Annotated in this window: 17 protein-coding genes; 15 read left to right on the forward strand and 2 right to left on the reverse strand. The window is 52.4% G+C overall.

The features are described 5' to 3' along the window. Positions 1-217: 217 nt before the first annotated feature. From NSQ80_RS04050 to rlmD, 4 genes are all read left to right on the forward strand, one after another. Positions 218-508: a YerC/YecD family TrpR-related protein gene (locus tag NSQ80_RS04050; protein WP_009224548.1), complete on the forward strand. Its 291-nt coding sequence runs from the start codon at positions 218-220 to the stop codon at positions 506-508. A 67-nt stretch (positions 509-575) separates the two neighbouring features. Further along, entirely contained in the window at positions 576-1364 is a 789-nt protein-coding gene (locus NSQ80_RS04055) for a CbiX/SirB N-terminal domain-containing protein (RefSeq protein ID WP_260070664.1), read from the forward strand. A gap of 28 nt (positions 1365-1392) precedes the next feature. After that, a complete protein-coding gene (locus NSQ80_RS04060; RefSeq protein ID WP_260070663.1) occupies positions 1393-2274 on the forward strand; it encodes a diacylglycerol kinase in 882 nt (293 codons plus the stop codon). A gap of 754 nt (positions 2275-3028) precedes the next feature. Then, entirely contained in the window at positions 3029-4768 is a 1740-nt protein-coding gene (rlmD, locus tag NSQ80_RS04065) for a 23S rRNA (uracil(1939)-C(5))-methyltransferase RlmD (protein WP_339301453.1), read from the forward strand. A gap of 533 nt (positions 4769-5301) precedes the next feature. On the opposite strand, the gene NSQ80_RS04070 is transcribed toward rlmD, so the two are convergent. After that, positions 5302-6225: a tyrosine-type recombinase/integrase gene (locus NSQ80_RS04070; RefSeq protein WP_016313416.1), complete on the reverse strand. Its 924-nt coding sequence runs from the start codon at positions 6223-6225 to the stop codon at positions 5302-5304. 115 nt (positions 6226-6340) lie between these two features. Here NSQ80_RS04070 and NSQ80_RS04075 point away from each other — a divergent pair, with 115 nt between their 5' ends. The 6 genes from NSQ80_RS04075 (at position 6341) to NSQ80_RS04100 (ending at position 13692) form a co-directional block, all read left to right on the forward strand. Continuing rightward, positions 6341-6778 (forward strand): chemotaxis protein CheW, encoded by a 438-nt coding sequence (locus tag NSQ80_RS04075; protein WP_323079307.1) that lies wholly within the window; start codon positions 6341-6343, stop codon positions 6776-6778. A 13-nt stretch (positions 6779-6791) separates the two neighbouring features. Then, entirely contained in the window at positions 6792-8813 is a 2022-nt protein-coding gene (locus NSQ80_RS04080; protein WP_339301458.1) for a chemotaxis protein CheA, read from the forward strand. Between the two features lie 4 nt (positions 8814-8817). Beyond that, on the forward strand, positions 8818-9303 hold the full coding sequence (locus NSQ80_RS04085; protein ID WP_339301460.1) for a chemotaxis protein CheW: 486 nt from the start codon (positions 8818-8820) through the stop codon (positions 9301-9303). Next, complete coding sequence (locus NSQ80_RS04090) at positions 9300-11486, forward strand: methyl-accepting chemotaxis protein (RefSeq protein WP_339301462.1); 2187 nt, start codon at positions 9300-9302, stop codon at positions 11484-11486. The genes NSQ80_RS04085 and NSQ80_RS04090 overlap by 4 nt, the downstream gene beginning before the upstream one ends. 287 nt (positions 11487-11773) lie before the next feature. Then, entirely contained in the window at positions 11774-12658 is an 885-nt protein-coding gene (locus NSQ80_RS04095) for a protein-glutamate O-methyltransferase CheR (RefSeq protein ID WP_016313411.1), read from the forward strand. After that, a complete protein-coding gene (locus tag NSQ80_RS04100) occupies positions 12655-13692 on the forward strand; it encodes a chemotaxis response regulator protein-glutamate methylesterase (RefSeq protein ID WP_016313410.1) in 1038 nt (345 codons plus the stop codon). The genes NSQ80_RS04095 and NSQ80_RS04100 overlap by 4 nt, the downstream gene beginning before the upstream one ends. A 231-nt stretch (positions 13693-13923) precedes the next feature. On the opposite strand, the gene NSQ80_RS04105 is transcribed toward NSQ80_RS04100, so the two are convergent. Beyond that, complete coding sequence (locus NSQ80_RS04105; protein WP_339301466.1) at positions 13924-15018, reverse strand: glycerol dehydrogenase; 1095 nt, start codon at positions 15016-15018, stop codon at positions 13924-13926. A 233-nt stretch (positions 15019-15251) separates the two neighbouring features. On the opposite strand from NSQ80_RS04105, the gene NSQ80_RS04110 reads away from it, so the two are divergent. The 5 genes from NSQ80_RS04110 (at position 15252) to NSQ80_RS04130 (ending at position 19976) form a co-directional block, all read left to right on the forward strand. Continuing rightward, positions 15252-16265 (forward strand): ABC transporter substrate-binding protein, encoded by a 1014-nt coding sequence (locus NSQ80_RS04110; protein WP_036625198.1) that lies wholly within the window; start codon positions 15252-15254, stop codon positions 16263-16265. Between the two features lie 73 nt (positions 16266-16338). Then, positions 16339-17352 (forward strand): iron chelate uptake ABC transporter family permease subunit, encoded by a 1014-nt coding sequence (locus NSQ80_RS04115; RefSeq protein WP_016313406.1) that lies wholly within the window; start codon positions 16339-16341, stop codon positions 17350-17352. Next, the gene (locus NSQ80_RS04120) at positions 17349-18392 is read left to right on the forward strand and encodes an iron ABC transporter permease (RefSeq protein WP_339301469.1); all 1044 of its coding nucleotides are present in this window, start codon (positions 17349-17351) and stop codon (positions 18390-18392) included. The genes NSQ80_RS04115 and NSQ80_RS04120 overlap by 4 nt, the downstream gene beginning before the upstream one ends. A gap of 14 nt (positions 18393-18406) precedes the next feature. After that, positions 18407-19228: an ABC transporter ATP-binding protein gene (locus NSQ80_RS04125; protein WP_260069708.1), complete on the forward strand. Its 822-nt coding sequence runs from the start codon at positions 18407-18409 to the stop codon at positions 19226-19228. After that, entirely contained in the window at positions 19197-19976 is a 780-nt protein-coding gene (locus NSQ80_RS04130; RefSeq protein ID WP_016313403.1) for an IucA/IucC family C-terminal-domain containing protein, read from the forward strand. The genes NSQ80_RS04125 and NSQ80_RS04130 overlap by 32 nt, the downstream gene beginning before the upstream one ends. Positions 19977-20064: the final 88 nt, after the last annotated feature.

Consider the following 20064-nt stretch of genomic DNA (forward strand, 5'->3'; position numbering starts at 1 on the left):
TCTGATCGGCGTGATGATCCCTGGCTAGGCGTTTGTATTACTATACTGTATGTGCCCGCCCTGCCTTGCGTATGGACGAATGTCCCGGTTCTGGTGGGCGTTCGCGGAATTTGGGCGTTCTTTCTGTGATGCGTGAAATCGTTAATGCTTGAAAAGGAGTACGCCCCTCGGGTACAATGGGGGTGTGGTTACAGTAACGGTAGGGGATGATAATTCAGTGCAGCTGAAGAAATTAAATGACAAAACGATTGATCAATTATTTGAAGCCATCTTAACGTTAAAGAACATCGAGGAATGTTACATCTTTTTTGATGACCTGTGCACCGTTAACGAAATTCAGTCTTTGTCGCAACGGCTGGAAGTCGCCCGAATGTTGGGCAAAGGCAACACATACAACCAGATTGAAGCAGAAACCGGAGCCAGCACGGCGACAATATCCCGGGTGAAGCGCTGCCTAAATTACGGTAACGACGGCTACAAAATGGCGCTGGACCGTTTAGGTCGCTAAGCGTATGACAGACGAAATGAAGGCAAGGTCGATGAGGTTGCCGGAAGATGGCCGGGAGGTGCTCCAAATGGGGGACTCCAAGAAACCGGGTGTGCTTGTCATCAGCCACGGCTCCCCAGATGAGCATTGGGTAGCCCTCGTGGAAGCGGCGGTGGCGGAAGCGGCGGACGATTTGCCCGCCGGGCTTCCGCTCGCCTGTGCTTTCCTCGAAACGGTGGAAGGCCGCCTGATCCAGGACGGCATCGATCAGCTGGAAGCCCAGGGAGTGACGGACATCATCGTCATTCCCTTGTTCGTGTCCTCGGGAAGTACTCATATCGACGAAATCGCCTATGCCCTTGGGGTCAAAGATACACCGGAGAAGGAAACTGACCTGGAACGTTTTCGGGTTTCCGCTCGGGTGTTTTTTGGCGATCCCATCGATGATGGTCCGCTGGTCGCCGAGATGGTGTGGGACAAAGTGAAGGGGCTGTCGGTGCGGCCGGAGCGTGAGGTGCTGCTTCTCGTCGGGCACGGCAGCAGCCACCCCGGGTTCTTGCAACGGTGGGAACGCGGGATCGCCTCGCTGGCGGCGCAGTGCGCGGAGCTTGCCGGACTTGCGGGCGGGGCCGATTACGCGCTCCTGAATCCGGACAGCGTATCTGCCAAAGTACGTTATTGGTCAGAGCAGCGGGGGATGGACGTCATTGTGGCTCCTCTTTTCCTGAGCGCCGGATATTTTACCAAAGTCACGATTCCTGAGCGGTTGAATGGGCTGGCTCATCGCTATTCGGGAGAGGCGTTGCTGCCCCACCCTTTGATGGCTCGCTGGATGTCGCAACAAATATTGAATATAATGGGATCAGTGATATGTTGACATTTTGAGTTCAGGTGGCGTTTGGAAAATGAAAAGAGCTAGGTTGATTTATAATCCAACCTCGGGAAGAGAAGAGATGCGCCGCCTTCTGCCGGACGTGCTGGAGCGTCTGGACCAGGGCGGCATCGAGACGTCGTGTCATGCGACGACCGGGGAAGGCGATGCGACGCGCGAGGCGGCTTTGGCGGTCGAACGCGGATACGACATCATTATTGCGGCCGGCGGCGACGGGACGCTGAATGAGGTTGTGAACGGCATGGCCGGGAAGAGTGATTTGCCCCCGCTGGGGGTGTTCCCGCTCGGTACGACGAACGATTTTGCCCGTGCGATGGGAATCCCTCGGCGTTGGGAGGATTATTGCGACCTGGTCATTGAGAATAAAACAAGACCCATCGATATCGGCAAGGTGAACGGCCGGCATTTCATCAATATCGCCGGCGGCGGCAAGTTAACCGAGCTGACGTATGAGGTGCCAAGCCGGCTCAAGACGCTGATCGGGCAGCTGGCCTACTACATGAAGGGTATCGAGAAAATGGCCAGTCTGTCGCCCACCAAGCTGATTATCGATGCGGAAGGGCACGAGGTCATGGAAGGCGAGTTCATGCTATTCCTGATCGCCAACAGCAACTCGGTTGGCGGCTTCGAGAAGCTGGCGCCGGACGCACGGATCGACGACGGGCTGCTCGATGTGATCGCGCTCAAGAAGTGCAACCTTGCGGAATTTATCCGCCTGGTCACGATGGCGCTGCGCGGCGATCATTTAGGCGACTCGCACGTCGTCCACTTCAAGACGCGGCGCATGGAAGTCACTTCGCCCGGCCGCGTGCTGCTCAATCTCGACGGCGAGCTGGGCGGCGAATTGCCAGGCGTATTCGAGGTTTTGCCGCAGCATTTGCAGATTTTTGCTTGAGGGTAAATGAGGTGGATGGTGCTAGGGCGGACGGATGGAGATTGCGGCTGATTTAGGCGTGATTGAGATAGGTGCAGCTGTGTTCGTCAGATTACGGCGTTGTAGCTGAATCAGGGCGGATGCAATCGATCTAGATCGAGGCACCTTGAGTACGGAATTTTGGATGTCCGTCCTTGAGTGATGGATGCAAGAGAGCAAAGCAGAGGATAGCCTGAGGCACACCATCAGGTAGTCTAGGTTGCGAGGATCCCCCGCCGGGTTGGCGGGGGATTTGGCTTGGTTGGGGCAGGTGTGGTGTGGCGGTTCGAAACGTATGGTGTTCGAAATGTATGGAGTTCGTTCGGAATGTATGGTGTTGGAAGGTATGGGATTCGAAGTGAATTAAGTGGAAATTCTACCGTTATTTTTTAAGTAACTGCGGTTTTGCGAGAATTAGCTGGAAAAAGTACAGTTAATTTCGCGAGTTTAGCTGAAAACGGGGAAAATGGGCCAAATTAGCTGTAGGATTTCCAGTTAATTTTGCGAAATTGGGCCAAACGGGGTAAATTAGATGGAGGATTTACCGTTAGTTGTTTTATCGATGGGCTGGATTAGATGCATTGACGTCGAATGGACGTTCTTCCCTCAATGGCGAGGATTTAGATTATAGGATTAAAGTATATAGAAAGTATTGGACTAAAGTATATAGTTTGAACTGTGTTAGATAAAGCCATGTTGGAGTAACCGGTTCAGTTGAACATAGAAGGAGAAAGTGATGAAGAAACAACGGAGTAACAATCGACGTCCTGGCGGGGGACGGACAGGTGGAGCCCGAGGACAAGGACAAAAAATAGCCGGCGGTGCGAAAGGCAACCCTGGCGGGCGAGGGGAAGCTTCCGGGAGCCTTCCATCTCGGGAGCGTGCGGCTGTGGCTGCGGCTGCGGAACGACCTGCCAGCGCGCGGCCTGCAGCGCGTGCCGGGAGCAGCGTGCATGAAGCCGCGATGGCCGGCCTTCCCGTCGTGAAGAATGATGAGGTCGTGATCGACATCATCGGGATGAACCACGACGGGGAAGGCGTGGGCCGGGTGGAGGGCTACACGCTGTTTGCAGCTGGCGCCTTGCCGGGCGAGAAAGCCCGGGTCAAGGTGCTCAAGACGAAGAAGCAGTATGGCTATGCCAAGCTGCTTGACGTGGTTGAGGCGAGTCCGGACAGGGTGGCTGCGCCCTGTCCGATCTACGACAAGTGCGGCGGCTGCCAGCTGCAGCACTTGAGCTATGACGCGCAGCTCGCGTGGAAGCGTCAGCACGTCGTCGACGTGCTGGAGCGCATCGGCAAGCTGCGCGTGGCAGGGGGCGCGCCGGGAGCTGGCGCGCCAGCGGGCGGCAGCGGCGCAGCAGGCGCTGCCGCAGGGACGGCGGCGGCAGCGGGCCAAGCGGCCGCAGATGCCGCCCGCGCCGCGGAGCACGCGGCGGGCGGCGACCATGCCGTCGTCGTGCGACCGACGATCGGCATGGCTGCGCCTTGGCGCTACCGCAACAAGGCGCAGGTGCCCGTCGGCGTCATCGACGGCGCACTGGTCGGCGGCTTCTACGCCCGCGGCAGCCATCGCATCATCGACATGGAGACGTGCCTCATCCAGCACGAGAGCAACGATGATGTGATCAGCCGCGTCAAAGCGATCGGCCGCCGCCTGGGCATCACCGCCTACGACGAAGAGACAGGCCAAGGCCTGCTTCGCCACGTCGTCGTAAAGGTTGGCTTTCGCACCGGCGAAATGATGCTGGTGCTGGTCACAAGCGGCGATCGGATCCCCCGTGAAGACGAATGGATTGCGGCGATCCGCGAAGAGCTTCCGGCTGTGGTAAGCATCTGCCAGAACGTCAACACACGGCAGACGAACGTCATCTTCGGCGACGTAACTCGCGTCCTGTGGGGCCGCGAAGTGATCTATGACTATATCGGGGACGTGAAGTTTGCGATCTCGGCGCGTTCTTTTTACCAAGTAAACCCAATCCAGACGGAAGTTCTCTATGGCAAAACGGTCGAATACGCCGGTCTGACCGGTCAAGAGACGGTCATTGACGCCTACTGCGGCATCGGCACGATCTCGTTGTTCCTGGCGCAACACGCGAAGCGGGTGTACGGCGTGGAGATTGTCAAAGAGGCGATCGAAGACGCTCGCGTCAACGCCAAGCTGAACGGAATGAACCATGTCACTTTTGAGGTCGGTGCCTCCGAAGACGTCATCCCAGCCTGGAAAGAGCAGGGGATCGAAGCCGACGTCATCGTCGTCGACCCGCCCCGCAAAGGCTGCGACCCGCACCTGCTCGACACGATTATCAAAATGAAGCCCGAGCGTGTGGTTTACGTATCGTGCAACCCCGCAACTCTGGCTCGCGACCTGCGCATCCTTGAGGACGGCGGCTACCGGACCGTGGAGGTAACGCCGGTGGATATGTTCCCGCATTCGGTGCATGTGGAGTGCTGTGCGTTGATAGAACGGAGCAAATAAGAAGCAGATGGGTTCGAGAATCTGTAGTAGATTCTCGGTGACCCGTCTGCTTTTATTTTTTTTATACACCTAAAAATATAAACAGCATTTTCATCCGATTGGGGGAGAATGAGGGAAGACAGGAGCTTGCTTAATTCCATAGTAAAATCGCTCGCTTCTCATAGGAATTTTGGGGAACTGGCCAAGAACAAAGAACGACTTCGGGTCTGTATTAGAAGCGCGGTTTTTGCGTCCATCTTCTCTACACAGGCGGGATAATCGATGTCATGCTTCCAGCTATAGCCATCCGTTACGTCTGGGAAAGAGCTGAAGTGGGGCATACCGTTATTTTCCTTGTCTGAAGATCAAGCTCTTTCTTGATTTTCAGGGCTATTTGGTTTCATAATGAAATTCTGACGAGATATGTATGAATATGCCTCTCATTGGGATAATGGTATTATTAATGTCATTATTGATGTCGCACAATTGAACTTGTGCGACATTTTGTTCATTTTTTGTTCAATATAGCATAGAAGATCGGGGATATTCAAGGATTAAAACGCTTCTTTTAGACAGTCTTCGACAAAATCCGGAGCTGCTTTTTTGATTTGTTCCACAGTATGTATATAACGTTGGGTCGTATTGATGTGGGAATGCCCCAGCGTCTGCTGCACCTGTTGAAGGGACGCCCCGTTGAGCAACGCCAAAGTTGCATTGGTGTGCCGTAACCAGTGAGGCGTAACTTTTTTGGAAAAATTGGCTTTTTTACGGGCGATTTCGATGATTCGTTCAATCTGACGGGGGGTAAGCGGGAATACTTTGCCGCTTCTTCTATTTTCCATACGGTATGTACAAAGCAGCTTCCAGAGCATATCCGGCACTTTGACCTCCCTTTCTTTCCGCCCTTTGCCATTACGCACGGTCAACCAAATCGAAGTTCCCATGGGATCGGTATGAAAATCGTCCCATTCGATAGAAACCAATTCGGAAACCCTCAAACCGAGCATGACCAAGGTCAGACCGATAGCATAATTGCGAAGCCCCATCGTGTTTAATTGCTGCAATATCTTTACAACCTCATGTTTCGTTAAAAAATGACGGCTGCTGTTATTTGACACTTTAGGCTTCTTGATACATGCTGACGGATCGTGGGTAAAGCATTGAATATTCGGGCTATTCCCCCACTTATATAGGGAACGAAGAGGAGTCAGCAAAACGGAAATCGTTGCCGCTGCATATTTGCATGGGTGATTCCCATCCCCTTCGAGCAAGCTCAGTTTATATAGCTCGATATCCCTCCAGGTAATGTCATTCAGCCTCTTTGGATTGATGAAGCTTTGAAATCGCTTAATCGCGTATTTATAATTTCGCAACGTATGTTTTGAATGGTGGTAGTTCGCCAAAAACATGCTGACAATGACTTCGTCCGTCAACTTCTCTTGCCCTTTCTCAGACAACTCCAAAATTCCGTGTTTCATGTTTGTCCCTCCTGTTGTCGCACAAGTTCAATTGTGCGAAATTGTACATCGTATGTCGCAAAATGTACATGACTTTATTTAGCAGCTATTCCATATCCCTAAGGGGTGTAAACAAGTGGAAGTTTCACAGCTAGAGCAGCATCAAGACCAGTACATCGTGATTGAACTGGGCGCGGAAAAATACGCTCTAAAGCTTGCTGAAGTCTATGAAATTATCAAAATGCAAAAAATCACGGCCATCCCTAACAGCAAGACTTTTTTGGAAGGCGTTACGAATATTCGGGGGAGAATAGTGCCGATCATCAGCTTGCGTAAAAGATTTCAATTGAAAGAGGCGCCCGTCATTCCTAAAGCGAGAATCGTCGTGGTGAATTATAACGAAGAAATGATCGGCATCGTTGTAGATGGAGTGAAGCAAGTGATCAAGTTTGCCGATATCCAGCCTTCTAGCGAAATTGTTTCCGGAGTTGACGGCAGTTATTTTGAAGGGATTGGCCAGTCGGAAGAGGGGCTGATCGGCATCTTAAATTTAGAACATGTTCTTGTAGGGTAAGGGGGGAACCCGTATGAATCGTTCGGAAATGATGGGAGTCTTCCTGTCTGAAGCGGAAGAATTGCTCCAATTGCTGGAGATCGAGTTTCTGAATTTGGAACAGCAAGGCGAGTCGCCGCAAATCATACAAAACATTTTTCGGATTGCTCATACATTAAAAGGTTCGTCCGCGGCGATGGGTTTCGAGGAAATGAAGCAACTGACCCATGAAATGGAAAATATTTTAGACAAGATCCGAAATCAGCTTCTGCCGGTGACGCAGCAGGTTGTGGATGTGTTATTTCAATGCTTGGATTATTTAAACGGGTTGAAAAGGGAAATTGAACAGGAAGGGGCTATAAAAACCAATATCGATGCGATCGTGCAGCAATTGCGGCTATTGGACAATGGGACGGAAGAGACCCTCGAATCGAAAAGCGGGATGTTGGAAAGCAAAAAACAGAGCTTAAAAAAGTGGATTTGCAAAGTTCGTTTATCCGAGCATTGCGAGATGAAGCTTCCTCGGGCACACCTTGTGCTGCATCATCTTAAGAAATGGGGAGACGTTATTTCGACGGAACCGGAATTGGACAGCGTCATCGAGGAAAGTAATCTCCATGAAGTTTCCTATATCGTCGAGACGAACGGGGATTCCGAATACCTAGAGCATTCGTTGAGCCAGCTTATGGATGTGGAAGCTGCTGAAGTGGCGCCTTTTTCAGATGAGAACTTGGCCTTGGCCGATGCTTTCATGCCACGGACAGATGCCGACAAGGAGGCGGAGCAACAAAACCCGATCCCCGGCCCGGACAGCAAAGAAGAGAAGAAAATAGGACAAACGATTCGCGTCGATGTGGAACATTTGGATAGCATTATGAATCTGGTCGGCGAATTGGTCATCGACCAGACAAGAATCGCCCAAGTCGGAAATTTGTTGCGCGATCGTTACGCTTCGGATGAAACGATCGATGATTTGGAGCTGATTTCCAATCATGTCGGCCGACTAATCGGAGAACTTCAAGAATCCGTGATGAAGACGCGAATGCTTCCCGTCGAGCGGTTATTCAACCGGTTTCCAAGGATGATGCGCGATTTATCCCGTACGTTGCACAAGGAAGTGAATCTGCTGCTTGAAGGGAAAGAAACCGAACTGGATCGGACTGTCATCGAGGAAATTAGCGATCCGTTGATTCACCTGATCCGAAATGCCGCAGACCACGGTATCGAAGAAGCGGAAGTTAGAAAAAAACTAGGGAAATCCCTTAAAGGGACGATCAAAATTAGGGCATCCCATCAAGAAAATCAAGTGGTGCTGACGGTAGAGGATGACGGGGCGGGAATCAACGCGGAGAAAGTAAAAGAATCCGCCATACGCAAACAATTGATTACTGCGCAAGAAGCCGAAACGATGTCTCAGCAGGAATTGATTCAACTTATTTTTCTTCCCGGTTTTTCGACAGCCGCCTCTGTCAGTGATATATCCGGCCGCGGAGTCGGGATGGATATTGTCCGCAATCATATCGAGAAATTAAACGGATTAATCGATGTGGAAACCCGTTTAGGCGAAGGGACGAAATTCACGATTAAGCTGCCTCTCACTTTAGCTATTCTTCGGGGACTGCTCATTAAGCTGCAGGAAACGACTTTTGCCTTGCCTATGAACAGTGTGATCGAAATCGTTCGTATATCGCACAAAGAAATCCACTCCGTTAAGGGACAAGCTGTTGTCAAAATCAGAGAAAAAATTGTTCCGCTCATCGCTCTGCACGATCTGTTTGGCATGCCCGGCGGCAGAAGAAAAACAAAACATGTATTTATCGTCGTTGTCGGACTGGCGGAAAAACGGCTCGGCTTGGTTGTTGATGAATTGATCGGCAGCCAAGAAATTGTAGTCAAATCGATCGGTTCTTATGTCGGACAGGTCGAGGGCGTTTCGGGGGCAACGGTGCTGGGCGACGGAAGCGTAGCGTTGATCCTGGATGTAACCGGCATATTCAAAGCGGCAAATAACCTTAAGTCTATCGAATCCAAACTTTTGGATGTGCGGGAGGGATGATCCGTTGACAGCTCCCCAACAAATCCAGCAATTGGTTACCTTTCGAATCGAAACGGAGGAATTCGGGCTTCCTATTGCGGATGTATATGAAATCATTTTTGTCCCTGCCATCACCCCGATTTCGCAAGCGCCAAAATCGATCGTCGGAGTGATTAATCTCCGCGGGGAAGTCATACCGGTCGTCGATCTTAGAATTCAATTTTTGAAAGAACCGGTGAAGTCGAAAAAGCAGCGCATTATGATAACCCGCTTCCAAGAAAGAGCGATCGGGTTATTGGTCGATGAAGTGAAAGAGGTGCTGCGGATCGATGAAAACAGCTTGGAGCCGGTTCCCGACACGCTCGTGACCGCACAAACGGCTTATATGCGAGCCATCTGCAAAATGGATCATCGTCTCATCGTTTTGCTTCATCTGGAACATTTGATAGATACCATGGAAATGAATTCTATCATCCGTGAAATTGATCATAAGGAGGAGAACGTTCTATGAGCACTTTGAAGAAAAACATGGCTTACAAATTTATGAGAGCCGCAGGCGTTTCCGAAACGATTGAAGCGGCTATCGCCGATTCCAAAAGGTTAGAACAAAATTTGCAGGATCTGGCCGCAATTGCGGAACAGATCTCTTATGGGACCAGCCAGCAGGCGTCAGGCATGGAATCCACATCCGGCGTTGTTGTGGGGATATCGACATCCATTGAAGGGGTAAGTAACCATTCAGATCGTCTGGCGGCTTCCGCCAGTGAAATCTCGGAGGCTATCCAAGAGATGGTCGCTTCCGTACAGCAGGTAGCCGGGAACAGCGAGAGTACGGCAAGCTCGGTAGAGCAAATTTCCGCGTCGATTGAAGAAATGGGGCAATCGATCAAAGGCGTGGCCGGCAATGCGGCGAGCCTGACCGCTTCAGCGGAAGAAACATCGAATGCCATTCAGGAGATGGTCGCCTCCATTCAGCAAGTAGCCGGGAACAGCGAGAGTACGGCAAGCTCGGTAGAGCAAATTTCCGCATCGATTGAAGAAATGGGGCAATCGATCAAAGGCGTGGCCGGCAATGCAGCGAGCCTGACCGCTTCGGCAGAGGAAACATCGAACGTCATTCAGGAGATAGTCGCTTCCATTCAGCAAGTAGCCGGGAACAGCGAGAGTACGGCAAGCTCGGTAGAGCAGATTTCCGCGTCGATTGAAGAAATGGGGCAATCGATTAAAGGCGTGGCCGATAATGCGGTGAGCTTGACCGCTTCGGCGGAAGAAACTTCGAATGCGATCCAGGAGATGGTCGCTTCCATTCAGCAGGTTGCCGGAAATGCTGCAAGCACGGCAAGTTCGGTTGAACAAATCTCCGTCTCCATTGAGCAGATGGGTAAATCGATTCGCGGCATTGCTGCCAATGCAGATGAGTTGGAGCAAATCGCCGGTGATACCTCCGCTTCGATTCAGCAAATCGCGGCCTCGATTGAACAGGTGGCTCAAAATGCGCAAAACGTGAATTCACTGACAAGCCAGGTTCAAACGGATGCCCAAAATGGCCAAAAGGCGGTTAGTCAGTCCCTCGCGGGAATGAAAGAAATTGCGAGCGTCGTTAAGCAGGCCTCCGGCGTCATGAGCAATTTGGGAAAAAGTTCGGAAGAAATCGGAAGCATCATTGAAGTGATCGATGATATTGCCGAGCAGACCAACCTTCTGGCGCTTAACGCCGCAATTGAAGCTGCGAGGGCGGGCGAACACGGAAAAGGGTTCGCAGTTGTGGCCGATGAAGTGAGAAAACTCGCTGAAAGGAGCGCAAAAGCCACCAAGGAAATTGCCCAATTAATTAAAGGGATCCAAAGCGAAACAACCGATGCCATTAAAGCGATCGAAATCGGCATGGTCAAAGTCGAACAAGGAAATAAATTGGCGGATGAAACAGGCATAGCCATCGAAAAAATCGTAACCGGAGTCGAGAAAATTACGAACGAAATCAGACAAATTACGACGGCCACCGTTGAACAGGCTAAAGGAAGCGAACAGATTGTTAAAGCCGTAGGCGCATTAACCAATCAAGCGGAGATGATGACGCAGGCGACGAAGGAACAAGCCGCCGGCGTCGAAGAAATCGTGAAAGGCGTTGTGAACGCCCGTGAACAGGTGCGCCAGATCACCGTAGCGACCGGCGAACAGGCCAGACAAGGTGAAAATATCGTAAGAGCGGTGGAAAATGTAGCAAGTCAAGCAGCGATGGTGACGCAGGCGACGAAGGAGCAGGCCATCGGCGTCGAAGAGATCATCAAGGGAGTCGTGAACGCCCGTGAACAAGTGCATCAAATTACCGTAGCGACGGGCGAACAAGCTAAGCAAGGTGAAAATATCGTAAGAGCGGTGGAAAATGTCACAAATCAGGCTGCAATGGTGACGCAGGCGACGAAGGAGCAGGCCGCTGCAGTCGAAGAAGTCGTTAAAGGTGTCGTGAACGCCCGCGAACAGGTGCGGCAAATCACTGTAGCGACGGGCGAACAGGCTAAGCAAGGTGAAAATATCGTAAGAGCGGTGGAAAATGTAGCAAGTCAGGCCGCGATGGTGACGCAGGCGGCGAAGGAGCAGGCCATCGGCGTTGAAGAGATCATCAAGGGAGTCGTGAATGCCCGCGAACAAGTGCGTCAGATTACTGCAGCTACAGTGGAACAAGCAAAACACTGACAGGATATTGTAAAAGTTGTCGGTAACCTTACAAAACAGGCTGCCGAAATTACGGAAGCGGCGAAATTTCAAACGAAAGAAACAAACAACCTTGAAAAGGCGATATCCGAAGCAAAGCGCGCTGCTGAGCGGAATATTCAAGATGCGGGAAGAATGGTTGCAGTGGCGAGAGAATTGGCAGACCAATCTTCCACAATAAAAAATTCACTTCGTATTTTAATATGAACCATGGAGAGGACGCTAAAGGCTTAGTCCAAGAGCTGCTCATATAGGAGTTGCAAGATGAAATGAATATGGAGTACTTAAGCGAAATTCAGGATCATAAGATGCGCCTCAAAGATTTGGCACAAATGATTTATGATCTTTGCGGACTGAATTACTTGGACAATCTTCCGCTACTGGCCTCGAAAGTCTCAAAGAGACTATCCGGTCTGAATATGACGTTCGGGGAGTACATCGAATGCTTAACAAGGAACCCGCAAGAATGGGATCACCTTGTTGAACTCATTACGAACAACGAAACCTATTTTTTTCGTGAAGAGAGTCAGCTCAATGAATTGAGCCATGTGATTCTTCCCCAATTCCGTGATAAAAAATGTATTCGGATTTGGAGCGCCGCGTGCTCCACGGGAGAAGAACCTTACAGCTTGGCGATGACCATCGCAGAATCAGGCATTGTACCGCTAAAGTCTGTACATATCATTGCAACCGACATTAATCGAAAGGTTCTGCAAATCGCAAGACGCGGGTGGTACCCTAAGAATTCGTTATGCTTCCGCCGGACTCCTAAGGAGATGTTGGACAGGTATTTTATTCCGCAAGATGATGGATTTCAAATCAAGGGCTTCATCAAAGACAGGATTGAATTCCGGTATGCGAATCTCTTAAATGACCAGGATTTGGCGCCGGTCGAAAAAGTCGATATCCTTTTTTGCAGAAATGTGCTCATTTATTTCGATTCGGAAGCCACGCGACGGGTCATAGCGAAGTTTGACCGTTTATTAAATCCGGGGGGCTATTTATTTCTGGGACATGCCGAAACGCTCACAGGCATGAACACCAATTTCGAGACGATTCATGCTCATTCGACATTTTACTACCGAAAGCGGAGCAATGATTCGGGAGTTCATCATTTGGACGAGACTTTATCACAGGGAGGCAAAGCGAATTGAGTCGGTACGGTGTGCTCATCGTCGATGATTCCGCCTTTATGAGGAAGGCGATCAGCACCTTGTTCGAGAAGGATCCTGATTTTTTTATCGTGGGAATCGCCCGCAACGGCCTTGAAGCCATCGAAAAGATAGAGCGTTTCAAACCGGACGTCGTTACGATGGATGTGGAAATGCCGGAGATGGACGGAATCACCGCCTTGGAATTCATCATGAAGCATCATCCGGTATCGGTCGTGATGCTGAGCGAACTGACCAGCAAAGGAGCAGAAGCAACGCTAACGGCGTTGCAATTGGGCGCGGTAGATTTTTTCCCGAAAAGCTCTTTGATCAAGGACCCGATCGATCCGAAAATGATAGACGATTTTCTGATGAGGGTAAAGGCCGCCGCCAGCGCGAAATTGCCGATCAGAAACCATATTGCGTCTGCGAAAGAAATAGCGGCAGAAAAAAAGAGAAAGGGGGCCGCTGCCGTTGAACTGCTTATGATCGGATGCTCTACAGGCGGACCGTCGGCTATCCAATCCATTCTGCCCCGGTTTACAACCGACTTTCCTGCGGGAATTGTCGTTATCCAGCATATGCCGCCGGGATTTACCAAACCGTTGGCGGACCGTTTCAACACCATTTGTAATTTGCAGGTGAAAGAAGCGGAGGATGGCGATGTTGTGAAGCCAGGGGTTATCTATATTGCGCCTGCGGGGTATCAAGCCTTGTTTCAAAAAACAAATGACGGAAAGACGATTCTCAAAATCGTAGAGGATGACGGCAGATTGTACAAGCCGTCGATTGATGTTTCGCTTCAGTCCGCAGCTCCGATTTACCGCGATCGCTTGTTGGCCGTTATTCTTACCGGAATGGGGTCGGACGGGTTAATCGGCTGCGGTGAAGTGAAGCGGCAACAAGGTCATGTGATCGTTGAATCCGAAGAATCGTGTATCGTCTATGGGATGCCTAAAGTGGTTTATGAGGCGGGATACGCCGACCGGCAAGTCGCTTTGCCTCATATTTATCAAGAGATCCTATCTTTTATTTAGGACGATTTCTGTTCATGACTCGGTAACATTGCAAGGAGGTTCTAAATATGGAAAAAGAAAAGGAAATCCTCACACCTGAAGAAATCGAGGAAATCATCCGCAAATTGGAGCAAATCGATACATCAGATTCGGCGGGAGTGGAGTGAAATCGTTCAAGATCAACGTTGATCGGTACGTATAAAAATGTGATTTTTCGCCCGCCGGGATTTCCGGCGGACGAAAACAATCGCATCAATTCCGTTTGCTTAAAACATCCACGGCCAAAATGGCGTTGGCCACTTGTTCTGCCGTGATTTCACGGGAAAGGTTGTTCATCGTTTCATTCGGCGCCGTGGCGGCCTCGCCGACTTTCAGCAGCTCCTCAAAAGTCACATTCTCCAAATGCAGTTCCTCTAAAGTTGTCGGTAGACCGAGCTCCCGGTAAAAGTTAATGTACTTAACGATCTCCTCTTCGGGGTGAAGCTCAAGCACCAACTGAACAAGCGTTCCGTAAGCTACTTTTTCGCCGTGCGTTAAATGATGGATTTCGCCGGACAACACCGTCAATCCGTTATGAATCGCATGCGCGCCCGCTAGGCCGCCGCTTTCAAACCCAAGACCAGACAGCAGCGTATTGGCTTCGATCACCGCTTCGACGTGCTTGGTCACCAACCCTTTTTGCACGGCTTTATAGGCGGGAATTCCGTATTGGAACAATGTTTCTTCGCATGCCTTGGCGATGGCTTGCGCGGCGATGCTAGGTTTCCCGCCGGACATCGCGGTGCCGCCGCTTTTGACCGTAGCGCGCACTTCAATCCATGTCGCCATCGCGTCGGCAATGCCGGAAGCGAACAAGCGGGCCGGAGCTTTGGCCACGATGGCGGTGTCGACCAGGACGAGATCGGGATTTTTGTTGAAGAACCGGTAGGACTCGAACACGCCTTCGTCGCTGTAAATGACGGAGAGAGCGCTGGTCGGCGCGTCGGTCGAAGCCGTTGTCGGGACAATCACCACTTTAGTCTTAAGCTCATCCGCCACGACTTTGGAGGTATCCAGCGTTTTGCCTCCGCCTATCCCGATGACAAAATCAACCGATTGCGCTTGTCCTTCCTCGGCAATACGGTGTATTTCATTAACGGAGGCTTCGCCGTTGAATAAAACAAAATGATGTTCAATCTGCTCCGACGATAAGCTTTGGGTCACCGTTTCTTGGGTAATGCGCCAAACGACATCATCGGCGATCACGAGCGGTTTACGTCCCAACGCTTTGACGTATTTCCCCAAATCCCGCAAAGCGCCTTGACCTTGGATATACTTGTTGGGTGAAACAAAAACGATGTTTGCCATGTAGCTCTCCTCCTGCAACATTATAAATTCATCTTTCATTAATATCGCCTGCGCTTGGAAGAATATGCATTTTTAACATAATAACATAACAGACGGGGAAAGGCGCCCTTTAGAAAAGAGTTTATAAAATTTTAAATAAATTGCTTGAAAAATCTCCCTTCTCCCATTACAATCCTAATTGATAATGAGTTTCAATATCATTTAGGACAAACAATAGGGGGAGAAGGGGAATTATGTTGAAATTCAACAAAACGTTTCTAAGTATGATCCTTATTTTGATGATCGCCGCTTTGGTCGGCTGCGCAGCCGGCGGACCGGCAAAAGGGACTTCCGATACCGGCAGCCAGGCTGGCGCAGCCGTCGATTCGAATCAAGCGAAGAGCGGCGGAACGGACGCGGCTGGGGAAGAGATCCGGGTCGTCAAGCACGCCATGGGCGAAACGGAGATCAAAGGAACGCCTAAAAGGATCGTAACCTTGTTCCAGGGAGCCACCGATGTGGCCGTTTCGCTTGGAGTGAAGCCGGTCGGCGTGGTGGAATCCTGGGTGCAGCAGCCTATCTACGAATATTTGCGGGCCGATCTGGAGGGCGTAGCGATCGTCGGTCAAGAGACGCAGCCGAATCTGGAAGAGATACATAAACTTCAGCCTGATCTGATCATTGCCACGAAGACGCGGCACGAGGATGTTTACGAACAGTTGTCGCAAATCGCACCGACGGTCATGACGGAAACGCTTTTTGACTGGAAAGAAACGCTGAAGACGGCGGGCGAGGCGTTGAATCTCAAGGACAAATCCGATCAGTTGCTCGCCGATTGGGATGCGAGAGTAGCCGACTTCAAGCAGAAGATGGGCGACCGCTTGCCGATCGAGGTAACGATCACCAATTTCAGAGCCGATCAGGTACGGATTTTCTATATGGGCTACGCGGGGAAAATTCTCAAAGAGCTTGGCTTTACAAGACCTCCCGGACATGATCAAGACATCTGGGGCGTTCAACTCGCTTCCAAAGAGAGCATCCCGGATATGAATGCCGACATCATCTTCAACTTCAATTCCGGCACCGATACCGAAGCGATTCAGAAAAACTATGAGGAATGGACGAAGAGCAAGCTATGGGCCAATCTGGACGCAGTTAAGAACGGCAAGCTCGTTCAGGTGGACGAAGTGGTGTGGAACAGCGCCGGCGGCTACAAGACGGCCAATATGCTGCTCGACGATCTGTACGAATATTTCAAGCTGAATTAATCGCAAGCAGGAAGGCCTGCCTTGAGCAGGCTTTTTGCCGCATTTTAAATGACGAAGACGAAAGAGTGAGGAAATGTTTCCGCTGTTTGTACGGGAAAAATCGAAGCTGTTGGGGCTGGCGGCGCTGCTTGTTCTGCTTGTTGCGTCATGTGCCGCCAGCATGATCTTCGGCCGCACGGAAATTACGATTTCCACGGCGGTGGAGGCGTTCAGGAATTACGACGAAGAATCCGTCGAACATATCGTACTGCATACCGAGCGGCTGCCGCGGACGGTTATTGCCGCCGTCGTAGGGGCCGGCCTGGCGGTTGCCGGAGCGCTCATGCAGGCATTGACCCGCAATTCGCTGGCGTCGCCGAGTGTGTTCGGGATTAACGCCGGAGCGATTTTTTTCATCGTGCTGGCGGTCGTGCTGCTGTCGGTGTCCTCGTTAAAAGCGATGATGTGGTTCGGCTTTGCCGGAGCGGCGATTGCGGCGGTGATCGTCTATGCGCTCGGCTCGATCGGGCGGGACGGCTTAACGCCGATCAAAATCGTGCTGGCGGGCACGGCGATTACGGCTTTGTTCTCATCCTTCACGCAGGCCGTGCTCGTTCTGGACGGGACGGGGCTAGAGGATGTGCTGTTCTGGCTGGCCGGCTCCGTCAGCGGGCGGACGCTGGAGATGCTCTATCCGGTTCTGCCGTATATGGCTTTGGCGGTGCTAACCGCTCTCTTCATGGGCCGGGCGATCAACCTGATGTTGACCGGCGATGATATTGCCAAAGGCATGGGGCAGAACGTCGTGCTGGTCAAAACGCTGATGGGGGCCGTCATTGTGCTTCTTGCCGGAGGTTCGGTGGCCGTCGCCGGCTCGATCGGTCTCGTCGGACTCATCGTGCCCCATATGATGCGCGCCCTGGTCGGGAACGACTATCGCTGGCTCATTCCTTACTCGCTCGCAGGGGGAGCGGTACTGCTGCTATGGTCCGATGTAGCCGCCCGGTTGGTCATTCTGCCGGACGAACTTCCGCTTGGCGTCGTGACCGCCTTGATTGGCGGGCCGTTCTTCATCTATATCGCCCGCAAGGGGGTGACGAAGATATGAAGGAAACGATCATGGTTCGCAGCAAAAAAGATACCGTATCTTTCCTGATCGAGCGCAAGGCGGCGCTCGCCATTGCCGTGCTAGCCGTCCTGGTTCTGCTCGCCGCTGTGGCCGGACCAAGCCTAGGCGGCGACATCCTGTCTCCGCTGGAAGTGCTCCGGACGATCTTGGGGCTAAACGCCGGGGAGCATGATTTCGTCGTGCTCACGCTGAGACTGCCGCGGGTGCTGCTGTCCCTGCTTGTCGGCGCGGCGCTGGGCATGTCCGGCGCCATCCTGCAGGGGGTCATCCGCAACCCGCTCGCATCTCCGGATGTCATCGGCATCACCGGAGGCGCGGCGGTGGCGGCGGTCGGTTTCGTCTCGCTGCTGGGAGGCGCGCTCAGCATCAAGCTGCTGCCGGCGTTCGCGGTTGCCGGCGCCATTACGGCTTCGCTGGTCATTTACGCGCTGGCTTGGAAAGAGGGGGTCACGCCGATTCGCCTGGTGTTGATCGGGATTGGCATATCGGCCATCACCGGCGCCGGCACCACGTTTATGCTGATCCTAAGCCCGTTCTACACCGCCGGGCAAGCTTACATTTGGCTAACCGGCAGCGTATACGGCGCTTCCTGGGCGGATGTTTACACCATTCTGCCGGTGATCGTGCTTATCGTGCCGCCGGCCCTTTGGCTTGCGCGCAGCCTGAATGCGCAGGCGTTCGGCGACGACCTGGCCGCCGGGCTTGGCGTTGCCGTTCAGCGCCACCGTCTGGCGCTGCTATTTTGCAGCGTGCTGCTCGCCGGATTTGCGGTATCCGTGGCCGGCACCCTCGGATTCGTCGGCCTGATCGCACCGCATATCGCCAGAAAGCTGGCGGGCCGCATGTTCGGCAGCGTGCTGCTCGTGTCGGCGCTGCTCGGGGCTCTGCTTGTGTTCAGCGCCGATTTGATCGGACGGACCGCGTTTGTGCCGCTGGATGTTCCGGCCGGGGTGTTCACGGCGGGAGTGGGCGCGCCTTTCTTCTTGTACTTGCTGTTTAAGAACAGAAACCAATTTTGAATAGGGGGAGAACCGTGAGTATTTTGGAAGCGAAAGACCTTACTATCTCCTATGGAGCGGAGCCTGTGATCGAAAATTTGAACTTGACGATACCGAAAGGCCAAATCTCGGTCCTGATCGGCAGCAACGGCTGCGGCAAGTCCACGCTGCTGCGCACCATTGCGCGCCTGCAGAAGCCCCGTTCGGGCACGGTGCTGCTGAGCGGGGAAGAGATCGCCAAGCTGCCGAGCAAGGAAATCGCCAAGCGGATGTCCATTTTGCCGCAAGGTCCTTCCTCCCCGGAAGGCTTGACGGTGAGCCAACTCGTCAGGCAGGGAAGATACCCGCACCAGAGCTGGCTGAAGCAATGGTCGCGTGAGGATGAACGGATGGTTCGCCTGGCGCTTCAGGCCACGCGCCTGACGGAACTCGCGGACCGACCGGTGGACGCGCTGTCGGGAGGGCAGCGCCAACGCGCCTGGATCGCCATGACGCTCGCCCAGGGAGCGGAAACGTTGCTGCTCGACGAACCGACGACCTACCTCGATATGAGCCATCAGATCGAAATCCTCGATTTGCTGTTCGAATTAAACGAGAAGGAGCGTCGCACGATTGTGATGGTTCTGCACGATCTGAATTTGGCCTGCCGCTACGCCCATCATATCGTCGCGGTCCACGGAGGGTCCATTTACGCCCAGGGACGGCCAGAGGAGATCGTGACCCGCGAGATGGTCCGCACCGTCTTTCGGATGGACTGCGAAATTGCTGTCGATCCGCTGTTTGGCACACCGCTGTGCATTCCACATGGAAGGGGCAGGAATGTTCATGAAGAACAACGCTATGGCCACCTGGCTTGAGCCGGAGGAATTTCAGGTGCTGTCCGACGAGTACCGCTTAACCCGAGAGCCTTCCGCCGACCGGACGTTCTCCATTCCGTTTACCGACCTTTTAAATCCGGAGAGAAGCGAGGCTTATTTTCGCGGCGTAAGCGGCATTTTCGAGACCAACTCGCAGTCGGCGGCCGTCTCGCTTTTCGCCAAGCGGTATGCCTTTCTCGTTATCGCTTCCAATTTATACGCGATGTCTTGCTTCAATAAGGGATTGAACCTGGAACTGGAGAACGGCTGGATCGAGTCGTGCTATCAGGGGCAGGCCTGGCTGCCCAAGGCGCGGCTGAAAGACTGGCAGGCCAGCGAGCCGCAAGCGGATCAGCGCAGCGAATGGCGCGATCTGATCCTTGAACGGATGTTTGCCGGTAATCTGTCCCGGGTATGGAACGGCGTTTCCAAAACGGCGCGGATCTCCAAAGCGCTGTTATGGGAAAACACGGCCATTTATGTCTATTGGTTGTATGAGAAAAAATTTGCGGAAGGAGCGGGGCCCGAGCAACAGCGGCGGATGAAAGAGGATTATCATTATTTGCTTCACGACGCGCCGCCCCGCCTGTTCGGCGAATCCCGCAATCCGCTCAAGCGGTTCGACAGTCCGAAAGTGTTCAGGGACGGTTACGACAAGCCGCTAAGAGTGCGTAAAACCTGCTGCCTTTATTATTTGACGTCGGATGAGCCGGGCGATTACTGTTCGACGTGCCCCAAACGGACTTAATACGCCTTCTCCATCAAAGATAACCGCTACATCACTGCCACGCCGACGATATCGGTACCCGCTTAGAATCCCCTTGTCAGAATATGAA

This window comes from Paenibacillus sp. FSL K6-2441 (assembly GCF_037964765.1).
Classification (GTDB): domain Bacteria; phylum Bacillota; class Bacilli; order Paenibacillales; family Paenibacillaceae; genus Fontibacillus; species Fontibacillus phoenicis.

Coding starts and splice junctions, on each gene's coding strand:
- NSQ80_RS04110 (WP_036625198.1), top strand. CDS start 15,252: ATGTTGAAATTCAACAAAACGTTTCTAAGTATGATCCTTATTTTGATG.
- rlmD (WP_339301453.1), top strand. CDS start 3,029: ATGAAGAAACAACGGAGTAACAATCGACGTCCTGGCGGGGGACGGACA.
- NSQ80_RS04120 (WP_339301469.1), top strand. CDS start 17,349: ATGAAGGAAACGATCATGGTTCGCAGCAAAAAAGATACCGTATCTTTC.
- NSQ80_RS04130 (WP_016313403.1), top strand. CDS start 19,197: ATGAAGAACAACGCTATGGCCACCTGGCTTGAGCCGGAGGAATTTCAG.
- NSQ80_RS04080 (WP_339301458.1), top strand. CDS start 6,792: ATGAATCGTTCGGAAATGATGGGAGTCTTCCTGTCTGAAGCGGAAGAA.
- NSQ80_RS04055 (WP_260070664.1), top strand. CDS start 576: ATGGGGGACTCCAAGAAACCGGGTGTGCTTGTCATCAGCCACGGCTCC.
- NSQ80_RS04070 (WP_016313416.1), bottom strand. CDS start 6,225: ATGAAACACGGAATTTTGGAGTTGTCTGAGAAAGGGCAAGAGAAGTTG.
- NSQ80_RS04105 (WP_339301466.1), bottom strand. CDS start 15,018: ATGGCAAACATCGTTTTTGTTTCACCCAACAAGTATATCCAAGGTCAA.
- NSQ80_RS04090 (WP_339301462.1), top strand. CDS start 9,300: ATGAGCACTTTGAAGAAAAACATGGCTTACAAATTTATGAGAGCCGCA.
- NSQ80_RS04060 (WP_260070663.1), top strand. CDS start 1,393: ATGAAAAGAGCTAGGTTGATTTATAATCCAACCTCGGGAAGAGAAGAG.
- NSQ80_RS04115 (WP_016313406.1), top strand. CDS start 16,339: ATGTTTCCGCTGTTTGTACGGGAAAAATCGAAGCTGTTGGGGCTGGCG.
- NSQ80_RS04095 (WP_016313411.1), top strand. CDS start 11,774: ATGAATATGGAGTACTTAAGCGAAATTCAGGATCATAAGATGCGCCTC.